23 protein-coding genes, 1 riboswitch and 1 other annotated feature are annotated in these 21,979 nt (G+C 37.4%); of the genes, 15 read left to right on the top strand and 8 right to left on the bottom strand.

The window, feature by feature from the left end; genetic code table 11:
• Positions 1-5: 5 nt before the first annotated feature.
• From RR45_RS03270 to RR45_RS03215, 12 genes are all read left to right on the top strand, one after another.
• A complete protein-coding gene (locus RR45_RS03270; protein ID WP_031365542.1) occupies positions 6-524 on the top strand; it encodes a metallophosphoesterase in 519 nt (172 codons plus the stop codon).
• Complete coding sequence (gene cbpB, locus RR45_RS03265; protein WP_031365543.1) at positions 521-988, top strand: cyclic-di-AMP-binding protein CbpB; 468 nt, start codon at positions 521-523, stop codon at positions 986-988. The genes RR45_RS03270 and cbpB overlap by 4 nt, the downstream gene beginning before the upstream one ends.
• On the top strand, positions 960-1,691 hold the full coding sequence (gene xerD, locus RR45_RS03260; protein ID WP_031365544.1) for a site-specific tyrosine recombinase XerD: 732 nt from the start codon (positions 960-962) through the stop codon (positions 1,689-1,691). Before cbpB ends, xerD begins: the two co-directional genes overlap by 29 nt.
• A 15-nt stretch (positions 1,692-1,706) precedes the next feature.
• Positions 1,707-2,453, top strand: coding sequence for a segregation/condensation protein A (locus RR45_RS03255; RefSeq protein ID WP_072353424.1), 747 nt, complete (start codon positions 1,707-1,709; stop codon positions 2,451-2,453).
• Positions 2,446-3,018 carry an SMC-Scp complex subunit ScpB gene (scpB, locus tag RR45_RS03250; protein WP_031365546.1) on the top strand — a complete coding sequence of 191 codons (573 nt, stop codon included), beginning with the start codon at positions 2,446-2,448 and terminating at the stop codon, positions 3,016-3,018. The genes RR45_RS03255 and scpB overlap by 8 nt, the downstream gene beginning before the upstream one ends.
• Entirely contained in the window at positions 3,008-3,724 is a 717-nt protein-coding gene (locus RR45_RS03245) for a pseudouridine synthase (RefSeq protein ID WP_031365547.1), read from the top strand. The genes scpB and RR45_RS03245 overlap by 11 nt, the downstream gene beginning before the upstream one ends.
• Before the next feature lie 102 nt (positions 3,725-3,826).
• Positions 3,827-3,955: riboswitch (FMN riboswitch) on the top strand.
• 237 nt (positions 3,956-4,192) lie between these two features.
• Entirely contained in the window at positions 4,193-4,786 is a 594-nt protein-coding gene (locus RR45_RS03240; RefSeq protein ID WP_031365548.1) for an ECF transporter S component, read from the top strand.
• 60 nt (positions 4,787-4,846) lie between these two features.
• Positions 4,847-4,981 (top strand) — a sequence feature (ribosomal protein L10 leader region).
• A gap of 26 nt (positions 4,982-5,007) precedes the next feature.
• On the top strand, positions 5,008-5,508 hold the full coding sequence (gene rplJ, locus RR45_RS03235) for a 50S ribosomal protein L10 (protein ID WP_031365549.1): 501 nt from the start codon (positions 5,008-5,010) through the stop codon (positions 5,506-5,508).
• A 142-nt stretch (positions 5,509-5,650) separates the two neighbouring features.
• On the top strand, positions 5,651-6,016 hold the full coding sequence (gene rplL / locus RR45_RS03230; RefSeq protein WP_031365550.1) for a 50S ribosomal protein L7/L12: 366 nt from the start codon (positions 5,651-5,653) through the stop codon (positions 6,014-6,016).
• A 299-nt stretch (positions 6,017-6,315) separates the two neighbouring features.
• Positions 6,316-7,770, top strand: a complete 1,455-nt coding sequence (locus tag RR45_RS03225) for a helix-turn-helix domain-containing protein (protein ID WP_031365551.1) — start codon at positions 6,316-6,318, stop codon at positions 7,768-7,770.
• A 734-nt stretch (positions 7,771-8,504) separates the two neighbouring features.
• Positions 8,505-9,575: a tyrosine recombinase XerS gene (xerS, locus tag RR45_RS03220; protein WP_031365552.1), complete on the top strand. Its 1,071-nt coding sequence runs from the start codon at positions 8,505-8,507 to the stop codon at positions 9,573-9,575.
• 146 nt (positions 9,576-9,721) lie between these two features.
• Positions 9,722-10,363 (top strand): VTT domain-containing protein, encoded by a 642-nt coding sequence (locus tag RR45_RS03215; RefSeq protein WP_031365553.1) that lies wholly within the window; start codon positions 9,722-9,724, stop codon positions 10,361-10,363.
• Positions 10,364-10,425: 62 nt separating this feature from the next.
• Here RR45_RS03215 and brnQ read toward each other — a convergent pair whose 3' ends face one another.
• Together brnQ and RR45_RS03205 are read right to left on the bottom strand one after the other, a co-directional pair.
• On the bottom strand, positions 10,426-11,775 hold the full coding sequence (gene brnQ / locus RR45_RS03210) for a branched-chain amino acid transport system II carrier protein (RefSeq protein WP_031365554.1): 1,350 nt from the start codon (positions 11,773-11,775) through the stop codon (positions 10,426-10,428).
• Between the two features lie 158 nt (positions 11,776-11,933).
• Positions 11,934-12,965 (bottom strand): branched-chain amino acid aminotransferase, encoded by a 1,032-nt coding sequence (locus tag RR45_RS03205; protein WP_031365555.1) that lies wholly within the window; start codon positions 12,963-12,965, stop codon positions 11,934-11,936.
• Between the two features lie 136 nt (positions 12,966-13,101).
• Between RR45_RS03205 and RR45_RS03200 the strand changes: the two genes are divergently transcribed.
• Positions 13,102-13,857: a mechanosensitive ion channel family protein gene (locus RR45_RS03200; protein ID WP_031365556.1), complete on the top strand. Its 756-nt coding sequence runs from the start codon at positions 13,102-13,104 to the stop codon at positions 13,855-13,857.
• Here RR45_RS03200 and rnhB read toward each other — a convergent pair.
• The 5 genes from rnhB to RR45_RS03175 all read right to left on the bottom strand — a co-directional run bounded on the left by rnhB (position 13,854) and on the right by RR45_RS03175 (position 17,864).
• Positions 13,854-14,624 (bottom strand): ribonuclease HII, encoded by a 771-nt coding sequence (gene rnhB / locus RR45_RS03195; RefSeq protein ID WP_031365557.1) that lies wholly within the window; start codon positions 14,622-14,624, stop codon positions 13,854-13,856. The two genes, RR45_RS03200 and rnhB, sit on opposite strands and share 4 nt — an antisense overlap.
• Positions 14,611-15,486 (bottom strand): ribosome biogenesis GTPase YlqF, encoded by an 876-nt coding sequence (ylqF, locus tag RR45_RS03190; protein WP_031365558.1) that lies wholly within the window; start codon positions 15,484-15,486, stop codon positions 14,611-14,613. Before ylqF ends, rnhB begins: the two co-directional genes overlap by 14 nt.
• A 231-nt stretch (positions 15,487-15,717) precedes the next feature.
• Entirely contained in the window at positions 15,718-16,254 is a 537-nt protein-coding gene (locus RR45_RS03185) for a GNAT family N-acetyltransferase (protein WP_244148277.1), read from the bottom strand.
• Positions 16,255-16,400: 146 nt separating this feature from the next.
• Positions 16,401-16,898: a GNAT family N-acetyltransferase gene (locus RR45_RS03180; RefSeq protein ID WP_031365560.1), complete on the bottom strand. Its 498-nt coding sequence runs from the start codon at positions 16,896-16,898 to the stop codon at positions 16,401-16,403.
• Between the two features lie 99 nt (positions 16,899-16,997).
• Positions 16,998-17,864 carry an NAD(P)-dependent oxidoreductase gene (locus RR45_RS03175; RefSeq protein WP_031365561.1) on the bottom strand — a complete coding sequence of 289 codons (867 nt, stop codon included), beginning with the start codon at positions 17,862-17,864 and terminating at the stop codon, positions 16,998-17,000.
• 58 nt (positions 17,865-17,922) lie between these two features.
• Here RR45_RS03175 and murT point away from each other — a divergent pair, with 58 nt between their 5' ends.
• Positions 17,923-19,269, top strand: coding sequence for a lipid II isoglutaminyl synthase subunit MurT (gene murT, locus RR45_RS03170; protein WP_031365562.1), 1,347 nt, complete (start codon positions 17,923-17,925; stop codon positions 19,267-19,269).
• Positions 19,266-20,042: a lipid II isoglutaminyl synthase subunit GatD gene (gene gatD / locus RR45_RS03165; RefSeq protein ID WP_031365563.1), complete on the top strand. Its 777-nt coding sequence runs from the start codon at positions 19,266-19,268 to the stop codon at positions 20,040-20,042. Before murT ends, gatD begins: the two co-directional genes overlap by 4 nt.
• Positions 20,043-20,098: 56 nt before the next feature.
• Here gatD and glmS read toward each other — a convergent pair whose 3' ends face one another.
• Entirely contained in the window at positions 20,099-21,916 is a 1,818-nt protein-coding gene (glmS, locus tag RR45_RS03160) for a glutamine--fructose-6-phosphate transaminase (isomerizing) (RefSeq protein WP_031365564.1), read from the bottom strand.
• Positions 21,917-21,979: the final 63 nt, after the last annotated feature.

Genomic DNA, 21,979 nt, shown 5'->3' with positions numbered 1-21,979 from the left:
TTTTTATGATAATTGTTATGAGTGATTCCCATGGCGAATCAAAAATTGTTCAAGAAATAAAGACTAAATACCAAGACAAAGCGAGTGCCATTATCCATTGTGGCGACTCTGAAATAGATGCAACGGATAGTATCTGGGAGGGGATAACAGTCGTCAGAGGTAATTGCGATTTTGATGATGGTTTTCCCGAAACAGCTATATTAGATGCAGATGATGAAACTATCTTTGTAACCCACGGGCATTTATTTGGTGTTAATTTTGGGTTGCAACGCTTGACAAATACAGCCCATGAACATGCGTGTGAAATAGCACTATTTGGGCACCTTCATACACCAATTGCAGTGATTGAAGATGATATCCTCTGCTTAAATCCAGGTAGCGTGTCACAACCACGTGGCCGATACAATATCAAAATGTATGCCATCATCGAGCCCACTCCAGATACTTTCCAAATCAGTTATTTAGATAGAGAACATCAGCTTATACCTAATTTACAGTTTGAATTACCGAGGTCAAACAAATGATTGACAAAAACATCGAATGTTTCTTTATGAAACAAAGTGACACTTTTTTAAAACCAGCAAGTGAAGTCGCTGTTTTACTTGACGAGCATAACATTTCACATGCTAAAATTTTGTTGAGCCAATACAAGTACTCTAAAGTACCCGTCGTCAATGAAAAACGTGAATTTGTAGGCATTCTAGGCTGGACAGATATTATTAACTTTGAAATGCAACATGATTTTTTCTACGAAAAATCGGATAGGACTCCCATTTCAAAAATTGTTAATAAAGATATTGATACGGTTCAAAAAGATTATGAATTGGAAGATATCCTACATTTATTAGTTGGCGAACCTTTTTTACCAGTTTTGAAAGGGACAGAATTCTATGGCATCATTCCACGCCAAGAAATTCTCAAAGCCGTTAATGCATTTGCCCATACTTTTACGAAGGATTATGAAATTATTGAACGAACAAACGATTAAAGCCTTCATAGATAGTCGACCAAAGGCATCTGATAACACAAAACTTGCTTACTTCTACGATTTACGGGCTTTTGTGACGTTTATAGAAGGCAAAGAACTAACTCAAACTCAGCTAAACCTTTATCAGCTTGAGTTGCAAAATCTCGCGAAATCTTCTCAACATCGAAAAATAACGAATATCAATACTTTTCTGAAGTATCTTTATCAAAATGGTAAGCTGGCTCATTTTTTTGAGCTGCATATTGTGCCCTATCAACATCAGGAATTACAAGACAATGACAAAAGACAGCCAAAACTACTGGATGTCAGTCAGTACTATTTACACGTCAAAAAACCAGGTGATTTGATTGCTTTACTGATTTTAGAGTTTGGCTTAAAACCATCAGAAATTCAAAGTTTAAAGTGGTCAGAATTTAATTGGGATTTTAAAATTTTAACCGTCGCCACAGGTGGCATTAAACGTATTTTGCCTATTCGAGATAAGTTTGCTAGACTGGCACGCCCGATACAGAATGCTGACGAATTATTTTCTAAATCTCGACAATTTCTACACTATGAACTCAAAAAAACAAGTACTTTAACCTCAACAGAATTGCGAGAACAGTATATTCTACAGCGTGTTGCAGAAAGGGTCTCTATCTATGATTTAGCCGAAAATCTAGGATTGAAATCCATTCACTCTCTTGATAAATATTATAGATAAGAGGTTTTACATAAAATGAATTATGTAAAAGAAGAAATCAATATTAAAATCCATGATTTCGAAGGACCACTAGATTTATTATTACATCTGGTCAATCAATACAAGGTTGATATCTATGAAGTCCCTTTAGTTGAAGTGATTACACAATATCTAGCCTATCTCGATGCGATGAAAGAAAAGGCGCTAGATTTGGCGTCAGAATATCTTGTTATCGCAAGTCAATTGGTCTTGATTAAGTCACGTCGACTCTTACCAACTGTTTCTGAGGCTTTTGAAGAAGAAACAATCGATTTAGAACAAGAAATTTTATCACAAATTGATGAATATCGAAAATATAAGGCACTAAGTTTGGCATTGGCTGATAAACATGATGATCGTGGTCAGTTTTACTCTAAAAGTAAAACGGAGATTGTCGCAGAAGAAATTGCACTAGCTCATGATAAAAATGTACTAGACTTATACTTTGCCTTTTCTGCTGTTATCCAACGTAAGCAAGCTGAATTTCGTGATCATCACCATACGATTAACTCAGATGAATTTTCAGTTGAAGATAAAATAAAAGATATCTTGTCTTTTTTTCAGCATGAAAAGACAGTTAGCTTTATGCAGTTTTTTGAGCCTTCTCATTCTTTGGATGAAGTGGTAACTGTCTTTTTAGCTATGCTAGAATTGATAAAAAATCACGCCATTAATTTTCAACAAGATGATACATTTGGTGAAATTATCCTAACAATAACAGAAAGCGAGGCCTTAATTGAATAAAACAGCTGAACTTGAAGCCTTGCTTTTTGTGACAGGCGAAGAGGGATTAAGCCTCAGAGACTTATCTAGCTTGTTAAATATAACGCCAAGCGCTATCACCCAACAAATTGAAAAGCTATCCCAGAAATATCAAGCGGATGATGAATCTGCTTTTACCATTATTGAAACGGCTGGTAAGTATCGCTTGGCAACAAAAGTTACGCTTAATGCCTTACTTCAACACTATGCCAAAACGCCTATGAATCAATCACTCTCGAAAGCAGCACTGGAAGTATTAGCGATTGTTGCCTATAAACAACCTTTGACGCGTATAGAAGTTGATGCGATTCGCGGAGTCAATTCGTCTGGGACAATGGCAACACTTCAAGCTTTTGATTTAATTGAAGTGATTGGTAAAAAAGAAGTGATTGGTAATCCTAACCTTTATGCAACAACTAACCATTTCTTGGATTATATCGGCATTAATACGCTAGAAGAATTGCCCGAAATAAACGAAGAATCACTTATGAATATTGATGATGTCGATATTTTCAACGAAAAGGAAATCACTACAAATGAGAATTAATAAATATTTGGCACACGCAGGTGTTGCTAGTCGTCGTAAAGCAGAAGAATTGATTAAAGCAGGTGATGTGACTGTCAATGGTGGAGTCATGACAGACTTAGCCTATCAAGTTAAATCTGGCGATACAGTTGAAGTCAAACAAACGCAAATCTATAAAGAAGAACCTGTTTATTATGTATTAAATAAACCTCGTGGTGTGATTTCCTCTGTATCTGATGAGAAAGATCGCAAGACTGTTATGGACTTTTTCCGTCATATTCCAGAACGAATTTATCCTGTTGGTCGTCTTGACTGGGATACAAGTGGTTTAATTTTAATGACAAATGATGGCGAATTTGCTAACTTGATGACTCACCCTCGTCATGAAATAGAAAAAGTCTACATTGCAAAAGTAGAAGGACAAGCCAATAAAGAAAATCTTCGTCCATTGACCCAAGGGGTTAAAATCGATGGTCGTAAAACAAAACCTGCTGTTTATCAAATTATCAAACAGGATATTTCAACTAAAAAATCAGTTGTTCAGTTAACGATTCATGAAGGTCGTAACCATCAAGTTAAGAAGATGTTTGAAGCAGTTGGTCTCCCCGTCCAAAAATTATCACGTGTACAATATGGTACGCTTGACTTAACTGGCTTACAGCCAGGAGAATTCCGTCGTCTGTCTAAAAAAGAAGTAAGTCAGTTGGTCAATGCTGCTCGCGGATAATATTTTACATATTTTAAAATATGTAAAAAGAACTGTTCAATGGCTATTTCATAAAAAAATAATCAAAAGACTTGCGGTTTAGCAAGTCTTTTGATATAGTTAAGGTGTCTTCAGGGCGGGGGTCGTTTCCCCACTGGTGGTAAAGTCCATGAAGCTTGAGTATAGCACTCAAGCCCGAATCGGTGAAGTTCCGATACCAACTGTTAAAGTCAGGATAAAGAGAAGACAAGAAAATTTACATAGTTAAAGAGTATCTTAAAAAAACAGCTTTGTTTCTTTTAGTTAAATCTCCCTATCACATTGTTATTATTTGGCATCTTGTAGCTGTGGTGAGTTATCGCAGTTGCAAGCTTTGTCGCAGTGACTATTGTTAAGAAATTTTAGCTCAAAAAATATTAAAAGCAGTTTTTAGAGGTACCACCTGTGTCTTTTTCAAGTCTTCTAAATAAAATTTAGGAGGTGCCCCAAATGACAAACACAACTCGCACACGCAAATTGGTTTTAATCGCCATGCTTGCCGCTATCTCTTTCATCTTGATGATTTTTCCGCAATTCCCTTTAATTCCGGCTGCGGACTTTCTCAAAGTTGAATTTTCAATTATTCCGATTTTAGTGGGTCTCTATCTATTTGATTTACCTGCTGCCTTCTTGATTTTAATTTTACGCTCTGTGCTTAAATTATTATTGAATAACGAAGGTGTCACGACTTGGATTGGCTTGCCACTTAATATCGTGGCAGTTGGGTCGTTTATCTTGATCTTTGCTATCTTCTTTAAGAAAGATAGCGGAACAAGAGCTTACATCATGGGGAGTATTTTAGCAACACTTGTCATGACAGCAGCTATGGTTGTTGCCAACTTCGTTTATGCGATACCATTATATGCTAAGTTCGCACATTTCGACATCAATCAAATTTTTGGTGCTAGTAAATATCTAATGACTATGGTAGTTCCTTTCAACTTATTAGAAGGTGCTATCTTCTCTGTTAGTTTTGCGGTTATCTTTATTGCTATCAAATCTATCTTAGAAAATATGTCTAAAAAAATAAAAGTAAATCATTAAAATAAAAAAACTTAAATAAAAATACTTGTCAAAGTGAAAAAACTCTGCTATAATAAAATAGTTGTGAAAACAACATGACCGAAGACAGTTGGTGACATTCGTCGTAAATCCAACCGAGGACATTTATTTATTAGTTGATAATGAATTTTTGTACTCTCTATGTCTATGGTTGACGTGGAGTTTTTTTACGTCATCAAATAATAGAGGAGGAAAAACAAACAATGAGTGAAGCTACAATCGCTAAAAAAGCTGAGTTAGTTGACATTATTGCCCAAAAATTTGCAGATGCATCTGGTATCGTCGTTGCAGATTCTCGTGGACTTACAGTTGGACAAGATACTGAATTGCGTAAACAATTACGTGAAGCTGGTGTTGAGTTCAAAGTTATCAAAAACTCAATCTTGCGTCGTGCTGCTGAAAAAGCTGGCTATGCTGACCTTACGGATCAATTCGTAGGACCATCTGCCATCGCATTTTCAAACGAAGACGCAATTGCTCCAGCGAAAATCTTATCAGATTTCGCTAAAACAGCTGACGCACTCGAAGTTAAGGCTGGTGTTATCGAAGGCAAAGTATCTTCAAAAGAAGAAATCGCTGCTATCGCATCACTTCCAAGCCGCGAAGGATTGCTTTCTATGCTCCTTTCAGTACTTCAAGCACCAGTTCGCAATGTTGCATACGCTGTCAAAGCAGTTGCAGACAAAGCAGAAGAAGCAGCTTAATTTTCATAACAACTTCGTTCAAGCATCAGTTCTACTCTGATGTTTGAACTTGCACTTTTGAAAATTGACTTGCTAATTAAATGCGTGCAAGTCGCATCTTATCCTTGCATACTAAAATAAAAATTCTAAGGAGATTCCAACAATGGCATTGAACATTGAAAACATCGTTGCTGAACTTGAAACAGCAACTATTCTTGAACTTTCTGAGCTTGTAAAAGCAATCGAAGAAAAATTTGACGTATCTGCAGCAGCTCCAGTAGCTGTAGCAGGTCCTGGTGCAGCTGCAGCAGAAGAAAAAACTGAATTTGACGTTGAGTTGACTTCAGCAGGCGACAAAAAAGTTGCAACAATCAAAGCAGTTCGTGAAGCTACTGGTCTTGGACTTAAAGAAGCTAAAGATCTTGTTGACAGCGCACCAGTTGTTATCAAAGAAGGTCTTCCAAAAGCTGAAGCTGAAGCAATCGTTGAAGCTATCGGCGCTGCTGGTGGTTCAGCAGGTCTTAAATAATCTTTTGATTATAATAAAGAGGTACCTTTCGGGGTATCTTTTTTTGATAGATTCATCCTAATAGGGGGCTGTAGTTTTGCCCTTTTTTTGTATCATTTTTTAATGTTATTTTTTGAACCGTTTATCATCTGCTAGCCACGTGAAATAGATAAGGCAACTCATTTTTTAGTGTTTTTTTGTGTTTATATATCTATCGTTTTATAAAATTTGTATTGAAATATTGATTAAAGATGATATAATAATTCTTTGTGTAAAGATATTGGTCTAGTCCAATAGATTATCAATAAAGGAGATACAAAATGGAACGTTTCATTTTAACTGAAAAAGAACAACAAGTTTTTAAGCTGTGTAGTTGTTTACTAAATAAAGATAGTAGCGGTATGAGCTTTGAAGAGATTATAAAAGAAATAGGGTTATCCAAAACGACAATCAATTATGCTATTTCAAAACTTAGACAGGTATTAAATATAGTTATTGGAGAAGATGGGTACTTACTTTATAAATCAACTGATACATTGTATCTCGAAGTTTATCAGTCCATTTCTTTTCAAATGTTAAAAAACAAGTATATATCTGGTGTTTTTTTTCTTCATTTTTTCCAAGAGGCTTATCACGAGCGTTTTTCTAGCTTGATGAAAGAAGTGGATGCTAAATTTATGAGCTATGAGACAGGAAAGAAAGAGCTTGTCAAATGTAGAGCATATATGAAACATTTTTCTCTTCAACTTTTCACAAAAAGGAAAGTGGAAAATATGATTGATGGAGAAGAAAAACAAATTAGATTTATGTTTTTCTGTATGGTACTTTCTCAATTTCAGTGTAAATTCATCGACTTTTTTGAATCAGAAAATATACAATTAAATCTCTTTTTAGACAATATAGTCAAAGCCTTTCCTTTTATTTTTCAATCCTCTAAATTAAAAATAAAAATATTTTATCGCATTGCATTAGATCGAATTGAAAAAGGGCATTTACTGCCAGAAGATATGATATTTCCAAGCTATTTTGAATGCCCAGTTTTGTCATTAGAGATGTTTACGCAAAGAGTAGAGATGTTATTTATAGATTTAGATTTAACAGCGCAACAGAAGAAATTGGAGATTGATTTTTTATATTTTCTATTCTGCACTTTAATTTATCAACCAGCATATACTCTGGAAGGTATAGATTGTCAAGATAACGACTGCTTGACATTTATTAATACGATTGAAACAATAGGCGGCATGACACTCACATCAAAAGAAAAACAGTATGTTTGCTATGCACATAAGCAGTGTATTGTTTGGCACCAAATGTTTCATGTTTCGTTTTGTTTTCATCATTTGATGACTGAACAGGAACGCTTTACCGAGAAAAATAGTGATTATATGTTGCTTTGGAACCAGATAGCATTAGCTTTACAGGAAGTTCCGATTTATCATGATGCCTTTTTACAACACCCTAATATGACATTCTTTTTTCAACGTATTTTTAACACTATTTCATTTTCAAGGGAGATTCCCTGTAAAGTTTTTCTGTTGTGTTATTCAGCTATTACGCAATCAATCGCCATGGAAAATTTGAAGAATAGACAATTGACGATTAAGATTGACTTTGTCAATACAATTGAAGAAGCTGATATCGTGATTAGTGAACTAGATTTACCAGATCAAGAACCGTCGCCAAAGCATATCTGCTTTGTTAATTTGCCATTTGATCTTAGGGATTGGAAGAACATAGAGAACACGATTATTAAATGGCGCACTTCTGAATAAAGTTTGCCGCGTAACAAAAGAGTGTTTTTCTAATTCTATTTTCTAAATTTATACCTTACAGCATCAATAAAAAATTATAAAATAAGAGTTGTTAATAGCAAGCTTATTGCTATTAACCATTAACCTACATCATGTTTGATTGAAGCAAACTGACTTCTTCCCCTCTAGTTTGTTTCAAGAGCGTATGATTCATGCTAAATGCCCTCAAAAAAATATTTTTGGGGGCATTTGGGTTGTCTATGAGTTGTTATTTTACGAATAACGAGAAATATGTTAAGCTAATATTAACGGATAGCTATTGATTATGACTGGTGGGGCATGTCGTTTTACAGAAATTGCGACAAATATCGATTATCCGCAAAATCGAAATCAGTGAAGGCGTTTTCGTTAAAGAGAGCGGCGAGAATGTTTACAAGGTTGATTTTAAACGCAAAATAGCACAGTTTCTGCCGTCACATGCTTAGAAGAAGGAAAAGATGGCTAAAATCATCGCTATTAGAGAACAACCAGGATATTTAGACAGAGCAGTAGATTATTTCTCATCTTTATCAGATAAGTAGTTCAAAAAATAGAAGATGATGTGCTATTAGAGAGTAGATTAGCGGTAGGATTCATTTTTTAATTAAGTATTCTCTAGGAAGCTTTATGAGAGGTTACACTAAAAACCCACCAACATCTTTCCGAAAAACTTTAATTTTCTTGACAAATGTTGGTATATCCCTTATACTAGTCTTATGAAACGAGAACGCTTAATTGAAAATATCGAGGACTTAAAAAACATCATGCCAGATTTTGTACTGGAATATTATCGTTCTAAGTCCGCTGTCCCATACTCACTTAATACCTTGTATGAATATCTCAAAGAATATCAACGCTTTTTTAGCTGGCTTATAGATGCCGACATTTCAGTTACTTCAAAAATATCTGATATTTCACTAGAAACTTTGGAAAAATTAACCAAGCATGATCTTGAAAGCTTTATTTTATACTTACGTGAGCGACCAAGACTTAATACCTATTCGACGACCTATGGTGTGTCTCAAACGACAATTAATCGGACGCTTTCAGCTCTTTCTAGCCTTTATAAGTATCTGACTGAGGAAGTTGAGGATGAAAATGGCGAGCCCTACTTCTATCGTAATGTCATGAAGAAAGTCGCAACGCAAAAGAAAAAAGAAACACTTGCCTCGCGTGCAGAAAATATCAAAAATAAACTCTTTTTAGGTGATGAAACGCAAGGTTTTCTAGACTTTATTGATGATGAGTATGAATTAGACCTATCAAATCGTGCTAAATCTTCATTTATCAAGAACAAAGAACGTGATTTAGCTATTGTCGCCTTGATTTTAGCTTCTGGAATTCGCCTGTCTGAAACAGTTAATATTGATCTTAACGATTTAAATCTGAAAACTATGGTTGTTGACATCACGCGAAAGGGTGGCAAGCGAGATTCAGTTAACATCGCAGGCTTTGCTGCACCATATCTGATGCAATATTTGGCAATTCGTGAGAAACGATATCATGCTGGTAAACGTGATGTGGCTTTGTTTTTGACCTCCTATAAAGAGCAGGCTAATCGTATTGACAACTCTAGTGTTGAAAAAATGGTCGCCAAATACTCGAAAGTCTTCAAAGTACGCGTGACGCCTCATAAACTACGACATACCTTGGCGACAAGGTTGTATGCTGAGACCAACTCTCAAGTTTTGGTTAGCCATCAGCTAGGGCATGCCTCTACGCAAGTCACTGACCTGTATACGCATATTGTCAATGAAGAGCAAAAAGATGCTTTGGATAAACTTTGAGTCAAGCATATCAGACTGCTCTAGGTTGCGAAATATTGAAAAAATGCTATAATTTAAACTATCTGCAGATTTTATCCTCCTCTACTACTTCTACCAGGTAGGTAGATATCAGTAACATCTAATTTTTAATTGAAAATAGAAAGCACATTATGCTCATTAATTTTATTTTACATATCGACCAACATATTTACACAATGGCCCAATCTGTTGGTAGCTGGACCTACTTACTACTCTTTCTCATCATTTTCGTTGAGACCGCTGCAGTCGTAATGCCTTTCTTACCTGGCGATAGCTTACTTTTCGCTGCGGGTGCTTTAGCGGCTAATCCTGATATGCCGTTTAATATCTGGATTTTCCTGATTCTCTTCTTCTTTGCGGCATTTCTAGGTGACACAAGTAACTTTTTCATTGGTCATACGGCTGGTTACAAGCTGATTAATCATAAATTTTTCAGCAAACTTATCAAACCTAAACATATCGAAGAGGCTGAACTGTATTTCGAAAAAAATGGCTCCCTTGCTATCATTCTTGGACGATACATTCCGATTATTCGCACGTTTGTGCCATTTGTAGCGGGTATCAGCCAATTCAGTGCAAGTGACTTCATTAAGCGCGCTTTTATCGCAGCCCTATCTTGGTCGCTTATCGCAACTGGAGCAGGCTATTTGTTTGGTAATATTCCATTTGTGAAAACACACTTCTCAGTTATCATTTTAGCTATCATTTTCGTTACCCTGCTACCAAGCTTTATCACCGTCATCAAGTCAATGACGCGTGCTAGAGCTTAAAATAAAATGAATATCAAAAAGTCACCTAAGTCTAGTAGCTTAGGTGACTTTTTGATTAAAAATTATTTGGTAACTTTATTTTCTATTACTTGCCAAATATAGCCAATAACAAGCCCAATTGCTGCTGGTAAAATCCAACCCATGCCAATTGAAAAGAAAGGAATGGTATGTTTAGCAAAGTCCAGTAAATTTGTCATTAAAACATTTGGATGTTCACCCATCGGAATAGCGTTAAGCCCATCAAATATTGCCGCAATAAAGGTAAAGCCAGTTGTGACTTGATATACCCGTTTAGAATGATGAAATAACGGGCTAAACAAAGCTAAAATAATTAAAGTAATTGCAAGAGGATATAAGAACATCAAGACAGGAATTGAAATCTGAATCAAATTCGTCAACCCAACATTCGCAAACAAACATGGTAGCACACTAGCCAAAATCACATAAAAACGGTAAGAAAATCGAGGGAAAAGCTCAACAAATGTTTCTGAAAAAGCTGTAATCAAGCCAACTGCTGTTTTCAAACAAGCAATAACAATGATTAAGGCCAAGATAATCGTCCCAAAAGTTCCCAAGTAGTAATTTGAAATTTGAGACAGTGCAATGCCACCATTTTCACTAAGTGCGAATTTACCAAGACTCATCGTCCCCAAGTAAGACAGACAGGTGTAAATAATTCCCATGAGTAGCACACTAACCCCACCTGCTTTGATGGTATCAATCGCAATCACCTTAGGATTTGTCACACCACGTTGACGAATGGTCGTGACGATGATAATACCAAAGGCCAAGGCCGCAAGCGCGTCTAGTGTATTATACCCTTGGGTAAATCCAGATATAAAAGCTGAAGATTGATAGGCCTTGCCGACTACTGCCTGACTAATACCACCCATTGGACGTGTAAAAGCAACAACAAGTAAAAATCCTAATAAAATCAGAAATAGAGGATTTAAAAATTTCCCGATATAATCTAAAATTTTTGAGGGCTTGCGAGAAAAGAACCAAGCAGCAAAAAAGAATAAGACACTAAAAAGAGCTAAAACAGGTTTTTGTGCATTGTCTGAAAGAAAAGGTGACAGCCCTACTTCAAAAGAAGTTGTTGCTAAACGAGGTAAAGCAAAAAAAGGACCGATAACTAAATATAATAGCGTTGTAAAAATATAAGCGTACTTGCGATTAATACGTGATGCCATATCAAAAAGACCAGAACTTTGAGAAAGACCCACCGCAATAATACCTAAAAATGGCAAGCCAATACCGGTCACCAAAAAGCCAAGATTAGCTTGGAAGATTGCAGAACCTGCTTCTTGTCCCATATGTACAGGAAAAATTAAATTTCCTGCACCAAAAAATAACCCAAATAACATTGAACCAATCAGTAAATAATCACTAATTCCTAGCTTCTTATCCATAAAACTCCCTTTTAAAATAATAGTATCTTATATAGAATAGCAAAATGTTGTTTTAATTACAATAGGCTTAAATCTCTAGGTTAGCTAATCTTATTATTCTAGGAAATAAAAAAAGTTTACATAATTTTAATTATGTAAACTAATATGAGTTTTATGATTTAGGCATCAATATCAACTTTATAAATCCAGCCTTCCGGTGCTGCCACATCACCTTTTTGAATGCCCACTAATTCGTCATAAAGCTTGTGAGTAATTGGTCCGACTTCTGTTTCACTATAGAAAACATGGTAATCATCACCGTTTTGAATGCCACCAATAGGTGAAATCACTGCTGCTGTCCCACAAGCTCCAGCCTCAGCAAATTTCTCAAGGTCATCGACATAAACATCACCCTCATAGGCTTTCAGTCCCAACCGATGTTCTGCAAGATATAACAGAGAGTATTTGGTAATTGACGGTAAAATTGAAGGACTAAGCGGTGTCACAAATTCATTATCTTTGGTAATGCCAAAGAAATTAGCTGAGCCAACTTCTTCTATTTTTGTATGGGTCGAAGGGTCCAAATAAATGACATCAGAATAACCTGCGTCATGGGCTTCTTGTCCTGGAAGAAGACTGGCAGCATAGTTACCCCCTACTTTTGCCGCCCCTGTTCCATGCGGCGCAGCACGGTCAAAGTCTCGTGAGATGATAAACTTAGTTGGTGCTAATCCACCTTTGAAATAATTACCAACCGGCATAGCAAAGACAGTAAAAATATACTCTTTTGCACGTTGAACGCCAATAACATCACCAACGCCAATCAAGAGAGGACGTAAGTAAAGACTGCCACCACTTTCATAAGGTGGTACATATGCATGGTTAGCTTTAACAACTGCTTTAGCAGCATTGATAAAGAGCTCAGTCGGTACTTGTGGCATTAACAAACGTTGCGCAGTTCTTTGTAGGCGTTCAGCGTTCTGGTCTGGGCGAAACAATTGAATCTCACCAGATTTTGTTCGATAGGCTTTCAATCCTTCAAAGGCTTGTTGGCCATAATGTAAAGCAGGAGATGATTCAGAGAGATGTAGTGTCGCATCTTCTGTTAAACTCCCCGCATCCCATTGACCATCTTTAAAATGGGCAATGAAGCGATAGGGCAAGTTCATATATTCAAAACCAAGATTTTCCCAATCAATATTAATCGTCATAAACAACCTTCCATCTGTCAAGCAATAATGGATTTCTGAAACCCATCTTATCTAAAAATTTGTTATACTTATTTTAGTCCTTTTTGCACATTTTTGCAAGAATTTACTACAATTTTCTGAAAATTATTGATTTGGAGTGTCTATTTTGAAATACTTACATCTAGAAAAATTATTGGATACTGCAGTGGAAAAAATCATTTATATCATCATCGCAAGTGTCTTATTTTACATTTTCTACCGCATTTTAAGAAAAATTATCAAACATTTATTTGATAACTATAGTCGCATTAACCTTGTTGATAGTGCTCGCGTTCTAACACTTTCTCGATTAACCTTATCAGTATTCCAGTATCTTACCGTCTTTCTTTATATCTACACGATTTTAGGTGTCTTTGGTCTACCAGTCGCAAGTTTGCTTGCTGGTGCTGGCATTATCGGTGTTGGTCTTGGATTTGCTGGGCGAGATTTGATGACAGATATCATCAATGGTTTCTTCATTATCGTTGAGCACCAAGTCAATGTCGGCGATACCGTCAATTTCAAAAATTTGGATATTACAGGAACCGTCACAGTCATCGGTATTCGTTCTTTAACCCTCAAAACTGGTGCGGGCGCTCTAGTTTTTGTACCCAATCGAAATATTACAGCACTTGCCAATCTTTCACGATTTGATCATTATATTTTCCTGGACATACCGGTTACCTCGGAAAATGTTGCAGACGTTAAGGAGCGGATGATAAAAGTCAACAAAAACTATCCGAACACAGAATTTGTAGGTGTTCAGATAGTTGATGAAAAAGTGTATTTGCGGTCTCAACTGACTGGTCCATATCTTGAAATTTCTGAGCTGAAAGCTCAGATTCTCTCTCAATACTATCGCTTAGATGATTAAATATGATGAATCATTGATTTTATTGGTTCAAAAGATTGACGATGAATATCTGTGAAACCTTGCTTAGCAAGTCCTTCCAGATGTTTTTTTGTACCGTAACCAGCATTGTGTGCAAAATCATAGCCAGGATATTTTTGCTCATAATCGCCCATAATTTTATCACGCGTCACCTTAGCAACAATTGATGCTGCTGCTATGGACATGGACTTAGCATCTCCTTTAATCAGAGAAGTTTGAGGGATGTCAGTATCCAAAGACATGGCATCAATCAGCAAATGTTCTGGCTTAAGCTTTAGATGCTCAATCGCCTGTAACATAGCCAATTTAGTCGCCTCATAGATATTAACTTGATCAATCTTGTGATTATCAATAATGCCAATGCCAACTGCTAGTGACTCTGCCATGACGCGGTCATAAACTACTTGGTGGTGTGCTTTGGGAATTTGTTTGCTATCGTTTAGACCAGGGATTTTACAATTCTCCGGTAAAATAACGGCTGCTGTAACAACAGGACCTGCTAACGGACCACGACCGACTTCATCAATGCCCGCAATTAACGAGATGTTTTGGGTGTAGAGTTGTCGTTCATAGGCTAGCAAGTTATCAAGTCGTGCAGCTTCATCAAGTGCCGCTTGAATGTCGCGTTGCCGTTTGTTGATTAACTTTTGGACACCTTGCCGTGTGTCTTGTGACCAATGCTCAAATAGGGGATCTGATAGTGTTTGGGCCGACTTCAGTAGTTCGCTAACTTCTTTAATCGTTGTCATCTTGTGTATCCTCTTTGTCAAGGTCTGATACACGGTCGAGTGTATATGTTCCTAGCTTACTATCACGGACATCTTTGATAAATAAGTCGTAAAAACGGTCGTAATCATCTCGAAAACCATATTTTTGAGTCAACAAGATAATTAAGTCAACAGCTGATAAGCTCATTTGATCATCTGTTAATTTAAAACGATGTTGCAGTTCATCTGGATAGTTTGCTTTGAAGAAATCCAGACCGAAAATCGTAATCTCGTCTTTTGGAATCAAGTCATCTTTAATAGCCCCTGTTAGTGCTAGTTTCAAGCCAACTTTTTGATCCTCAAATTTAGGCCACAGGATACCTGGTGTGTCAAGAATTTCTAATTCTTCATTGGTTTTTAGCCACTGTTGTCCTTTGGTAACCCCTGGTTTATTCCCTGTGATGGCAATTTTTTTACCTGCTAAACGATTCATGAGGGTTGATTTACCAACGTTAGGGATGCCGATAATCATGGTTCTGATCGCTTTATTTTGAATACCACGCTCAGAGGCACGTTTGATTTTTTCTTCAAGAACTTCTTTAGCAGCCTTGGTTAATTTTTTAACCGTTTGCTGCTCTTTCGCATTGATTTTGACCGCTAAAATGCCTTGTGCTTCAAAATAATGCACCCATTTTTGAATTTCTAGGTCATCACCTAAATCTTTTTTATTAATGATGACAAGCCGTGGCTTAGTGCCGATAATTTTATCAAGCATAGGATTACGGCTCGATAAAGGCAGTCTAGCATCGACCAACTCCATCACCAAATCAACGTGTTTTAAATTTTCCTGAACTTGCCTGCGTGCTTTTGACATATGCCCTGGGAACCATTGGATTACTACCATTTTCTTTATCTCCTTGTGTGCCAAAGCTTGACAGCCTTGGTATTATCTAATTTTCATTTTTGTGGGTGAAAATTTTTAAAAAATAACTCACCAACCCAAACTTATTTGTTTATCACGTGCTATAATAAAATTTGTTTATGGCATTAAAAAATGATAAAAATGTATCACTGTACTCGATACTAATTTTACCATATTTCTCAGTTATTTTCAGGAGGTGTGGTAACTTAAACGTTACAGTAATTTAGCCATATAAAATTCATCAACATAGTTGCCATCAATCAACATTGCATTTTTCTTTGTCCCCTCTACCACAAAACCTTTCTGCTCATATAATTGTTTGGCTACAATATTGGTGCAGATGACCGTTAATTCAAGTCGCTTAATATCGTTATCTTTTGCCCACTTATCTAGATAGGCAAAAAAAGTTTTGCCAATGCCTTTTCGACGGTGGTCTTTATTTATACCTGTTACAATATAAGCGGTATGTTTAAGTCGATTAGGCTTGCCACGCAAGGCTAAAATATAACCAACAATCTGCTGGTTCACTTCTGCAACTAACAAATAATTGTCATTATCAATGGCACTTTGTATCAAATCTTCAATCGCCTTGATATCAGACGATGTTTTGGTTCTCTCGCCAGGTTCATACATCATGAATTTTGTTTCATTGTCCAACTCAGTCATCATGTTCCAAAATAACTGTGCTTCATCAATTCGTAATTTTCTATAGGTAATCTGAGTCATAACACCTTCCTTTTCTAAATTCATTTAAAAATAAAATTTCAATTCAATATCGTCTCGCTATAGCATGATTACCGATATATTATATCATAAAATTAATAACTGATTAGATTCACAACACAAAATAAAAAATACCCCAAAGAGCACAGTTGCTCTTTGAGGTTCTATCATTTTTAAATTTTAACTTCATCCCTAAAAATGCCCATAATCAAGCTATCATGATACTTACCATTGGCATAAAAGTGCTGGCGTAAGCGGCCTTCTTGAACAAAACCAGCGCCCTCATAGATGTGAATACCAACTTGATTATCAACATCAACATAAAGATAGACTTTGTGCATATTAAGCATATTGAAAGCATAATTCAATCCCTTACGAATAGCTTGTTTCGCTAATCCTCTACCTTGATAAGCTTTTCGAACAATAATCTGAATTTCTGTTGTGCGATGAATATAATCAATCTCTACTAATTCAATGACACCTGCAAACTCACCGTCAAGATCAATAACAAAACGACGTTCACTAATATCATGGATGTGTTTGTCATACAAACTGTTCAATTCGTCAATGGATTCATAAGGTTCTTCAAACCAAAGTGCCATTGTGCTCTGATGATTATCGAGTTGATGAATAAAGGGTAAATCATTTCTTTCTAGGGGCCTGATTTGCATAAATAGCTACTCCTTTTTTTATTTTTTAAAATATAATTACCGTTTTGACATAATTATAAATATGTCAAACCATAAAATACTCCAATTAATTGAAAGGTGTTAATCCCACCAAAGCTTAATCAAAGCTTGTGTTCCTGCGTCACTAAATCCTTTGTCTGCCAATTTTTCATATAAGTCTAGGGCACCTTGTGTTGCAGGTAAGTCTAAGCCCATTTTTTGCGATTCATCCAAGGCAATCTTCAAGTCTTTGATAAAATGTTTGACAAAAAAGCCTGGTGAATAGTCATCTTTTAAGATACGAGGACCATAATTCGCCAGTGACCAAGTATTTGCACCGCCAGCTAACAAGGTTTCAACGACTGCTGGCAAATCCAGATCTGCTGCTTTGGCATAGACCAGTAATTCTGACATAGCAGTCATGGTGCCAGCAATCCCAATCTGATTGGCCATTTTAACATGTTGACCGCTACCTGCAGGTCCAAAATATTGTGCTTTTTTAGAGATTTTGTCGAATATAGGTGCAACTTGCTCAAAAGCTGCTTGGTCGCCACCTGCCATAATTGTCAATGCTCGATTTTTAGCACCAATATCACCACCACTAACGGGTGCATCTAATGTCAAAACATTTAGTTCAGATGCTTTTTCAGCAATCTGTTTAGCCAATGTGGGTGTTGAGGTTGTCATGTCAACTAAGATTTTTTTCGCTGAAATCCCTGAGAAAATACCTGTTGCTTCATCAAAGTAAACTTCTTCTACATCTGTTGGGTAACCTACCATCGTCATGATCAGGTCGCTTGCTGCTGCAACTTGGCGTGGTGTTGGCAAATAGCTAGCACCATTGGCTACCAAATCGTCTGCTTTTGAGGCTGTGCGATTATAAAGGTAGAGCTCGTAGCCGTCAGCGATGAGGTTAGCTGTGATAGCGTGCCCCATTACGCCCAAACCGATAAAACCAATTTTCTTAATTTCTGTCATGATGATACCTCCACTCAAATTTTAACACAAAATGTGGTAAAATAGTGTCATGACATTTAAATCTAGTTTAGCGGTTTTCTCCGGAAAATCTAGCCAATTTATACTTCAAAAATTTTTCAAGCGTGGGTCGACTTTCCCAGGTCGTTTGGCGCTCAAAATTGATCCTAAAATCCTAGACACGATTGCGCGTGATTATGAGATCGTCGTCGTGACCGGCACTAACGGCAAGACTCTCACAACTGCACTGACCGTGGGGATTTTAGAAAATGCCTTTGGTCAAATCGCGACCAACACGACAGGCGCTAACATGATCACCGGTATTGTGTCGACTTTCCTGTCTGCCAAGCGAAACAAAACGGGTAAAAATATCGCCGTGCTTGAGATTGACGAGGCTAGCCTACCTGCTGTGACTGAATACATCACACCGAGCCTCTTTGTTTTCACTAACATTTTCCGCGATCAGATGGATCGTTATGGTGAAATCTACACGACCTACGACTTCATTATTAAGGGGGCCGCTAAAGCGCCCAATGCGACTGTCCTTCTGAATGGCGATAGCCCACTTTTTAATTCGAAAGACTTGATTAACCCTGTTAAGTATTATGGCTTTGACCACGAGCATCATGCGCCTAAGCGCGCACATTATAATACTGAAGGCATTGTCTGCCCCAACTGTTACCATATCCTAGATTACACGATGAACACCTATGCCAATCTAGGTGATTACATCTGTCAGAACTGTGGTTTCCACCGTCCCGAACTCGATTATCGCTTGACAGAGTTAACGACTATTACCAATACGACATCTGAATTTGTGATTGATGGTGCGACTTATCATATCAATGTGGGTGGTCTCTACAATATCTACAACGCCCTTGCAGCGGTATCAGTTGCTGAGTTTTTCGGTCTTGAATCTTCTCTGATTACGCAAGGCTTTAACAATTCTCATGCTGTCTTTGGTCGTCAGGAAAGCTTCAACGTTGGCGATAAAAAATGTACGCTTGTCCTCATTAAAAACCCAGTGGGTGCCAATCAAGTCTTAGACATGATGAAACTAGCACCCTATCCTTTCGCTTTAGTGGCTTTGCTGAATGCTAATTATGCGGATGGTATTGATACCAGCTGGATTTGGGATGCGAATTTCGAGACGATTCATGACTTAGATGTTACCAGTGTGATTACGGGTGGCGTTAGACATACTGAGATGGCACGCCGCATTCGTGTTTCAGGATTTAATCCTGATAAAATTACGGAGAGCGAAAAACTCGCTGATGTGCTTGACCTCATTGAACAACAGGACAGTGAACACGTCTATATCTTGGCTACTTATACAGCTATGCTTGAAATGCGAGAGATACTGGCCAATCGCCACTATGTGAATGGAGAAATGAAATGACCTATACGTCTATTAAATCTGAAGGTGATTTCCCCTATGACCTACGTGTCGCTCATCTCTATGGGGATCTCATGAACACCTATGGTGACAATGGTAATATCCTCATGCTCAAATATGTCGGTGAAAAATTAGGCGCCCGCATGACTTTCGACATTGTCTCACTTGAAGATGACTTTAACGCTGACGACTATGACCTGGTCTTTTTCGGTGGCGGTCAGGACTACGAGCAATTTATCGTCAGTCAAGATTTACCGACAAAAGCAGTTGAAATCAAAAGATTTATCGAAAATGATGGCACTATGTTAGCCATTTGTGGCGGTTTCCAATTCCTCGGCAAATATTATATTGAGGCGAGTGGCCGCAAGATTGACGGCATTTCTGCTATGGACCACTATACTTTGAACCAAGAAAACAACCGCTTTATTGGTGACATTGAAATTCATAATGATGAGTTTGACGAAACATACTATGGCTTTGAAAATCACCAAGGCCGCACATTCTTGGCTGAAAACCAAAAACCACTTGGACGTGTGATTATCGGTCAAGGTAATAACAATGAAGATGGCACAGAAGGCATGACTTATAAAAATGTTTTCGGCTCCTACTTCCACGGTCCGATTTTGTCACGCAATGCCCGTCTTGCTTATCGCATCGTGAGCACTGCCTTCCACCAAAAATATCCAGATGTTGCTATTCCAGCCTTTGAAAACATCTTGGCGGATGAAACAAAGGGTCAAAAAATTACAGATATCAAAAGAAAAGTTGAGAAATGAGGTTTCTCAACTTTTTTTATACTAATGAACAAAAATTTTCAGCAGTTATTATTGTGCTATTCAACTGTCACAGACTTAGCCAAATTACGTGGTTTGTCAACATCTAAGCCACGGTGTAAGCTAGCGTAGTAGGCGATAAGTTGTGTTGGAATGACCATTGAAATACTTGATAGGTAGGGATGAACGTTATTAATCACAATGTCGTCGCCTTCAATGGCAGCGTCTTGTTCTACTATTGTCACAACGTTTGCACCGCGTGCTGCAACCTCAGATACATTGCCACGGGTGTGAGCAGCGACTTTGGGGTTATTTGAGATAAGTGCGATAACTGGTGTGTTATCTTCAATTAAAGCGATTGTGCCGTGCTTGAGTTCGCCTGCTGCAAATCCTTCACATTGGATATATGAAATTTCTTTGAGTTTGAGGCTCGCTTCCATTGATACATAGTAATCTTGTCCGCGCCCAATATAAAAAGCATTACGAGTTGTTTCCAGCAATCCTGTTACTTTGCTTTCTATTAACTCTTTTTCAGATAAGGTAGCTTCAATTGATTGTGCGACAATTGATAACTCGTGGACGACATCGAAATTTGCAGCTTTCTCATTATGAATTGCAGTACCTGTGGCTTTCGCTAAAAATGCCAAGGCTGCAATTTGTGCAGTGTAAGCTTTTGTAGAGGCTACGGCAATTTCAGGTCCTGCATGTAAGAGCAGTGTGAAACTTGCTTCACGTGACAAAGTTGACCCCGGAACGTTGGTAACTGTTAGACTTGGAATGCCTAATTCATTTGCTTTCACTAAAACTTGACGGCTATCAGCGGTTTCACCTGATTGTGATAAGAAAATAAAGAATGGTTTTTTAGAAAGACGTGGCATATTATAGCCCCACTCTGATGCAATACCAAGCTCAACGGGTTTTTCAGTCAATTCTTCTAATAAATACTTGCTAGCATAGCCAGCATTGTAGGAAGTCCCTGCAGCAATGATATAAATACGGTCAGCTTCAACTAGAGCCTGAACAATAGCATCATCTACTTTGACATTACCTGACTCATCTGCATAGACTTGGCTAAGTTTACGCATAACAGCTGGTTGTTCATCGATTTCTTTAAGCATGTAGAAAGGATAAGTTCCTTTGCCGATGTCAGAAAGATCCAGTTCAGCTGTATAACTGTCTCGAGACAAGATATTGCCTTCCAAATCATGAATTTCAACAGCGTTTTGAGTCAAAATCACTAATTCATGGTCGTGAATTTCCATAAATTCACTTGTTTCACGGATCATAGCCATGGCATCTGAACATACCATGTTATAACCATCACCAAGACCAATTAAAAGTGGTGATTTATTTTTAGCAACATAGATGACATCAGGTTCAGTTGCATCCATCAAGGCAAAAGCATAAGAACCTTCAATAATTGTTAGGGCTTTTTTGAAAGCTTCAAGTGTACTAATGTTCTCAGTTTCAGCAAGTTTAGCCACCAAATGAACAGCAACTTCTGTATCAGTTTGGCCATTGAAAGCGTCTCCTGCTAGGTATTCGTTTTTGATATCAAGATAGTTTTCAATGACACCGTTATGAACTAGAACGAAGCGACCGTCTGTTGATGTATGAGGATGTGCATTGGTTTCCGAAGGTTTACCATGTGTTGCCCAACGTGTATGACCAATCCCCGCAGTGCCAGCTACGTCCATGCCGATTTTTTCGCGTAAGTCGGCAATTCGACCAACTGACTTGATAAGTTTTGCATTTTGATTTTGATTGGTAACGAGTATCCCAGCGCTATCATAGCCGCGATATTCAAGTTTTTCTAATCCTTGCATTAAAATATCACGTGCATTTTTATTTCCAACTACTCCGACAATCCCACACATATTATTTCCTCTTTTTAAAATTGGTATAGTTCAATAATTCGTTTCACGAACTTGATATATGTA

Source organism: Pseudolactococcus chungangensis CAU 28 = DSM 22330 (assembly GCF_002441885.1).
Classification (GTDB): Bacteria; Bacillota; Bacilli; order Lactobacillales; family Streptococcaceae; genus Pseudolactococcus; species Pseudolactococcus chungangensis.
This window is presented reverse-complemented; position numbering and strand designations above follow the sequence as displayed.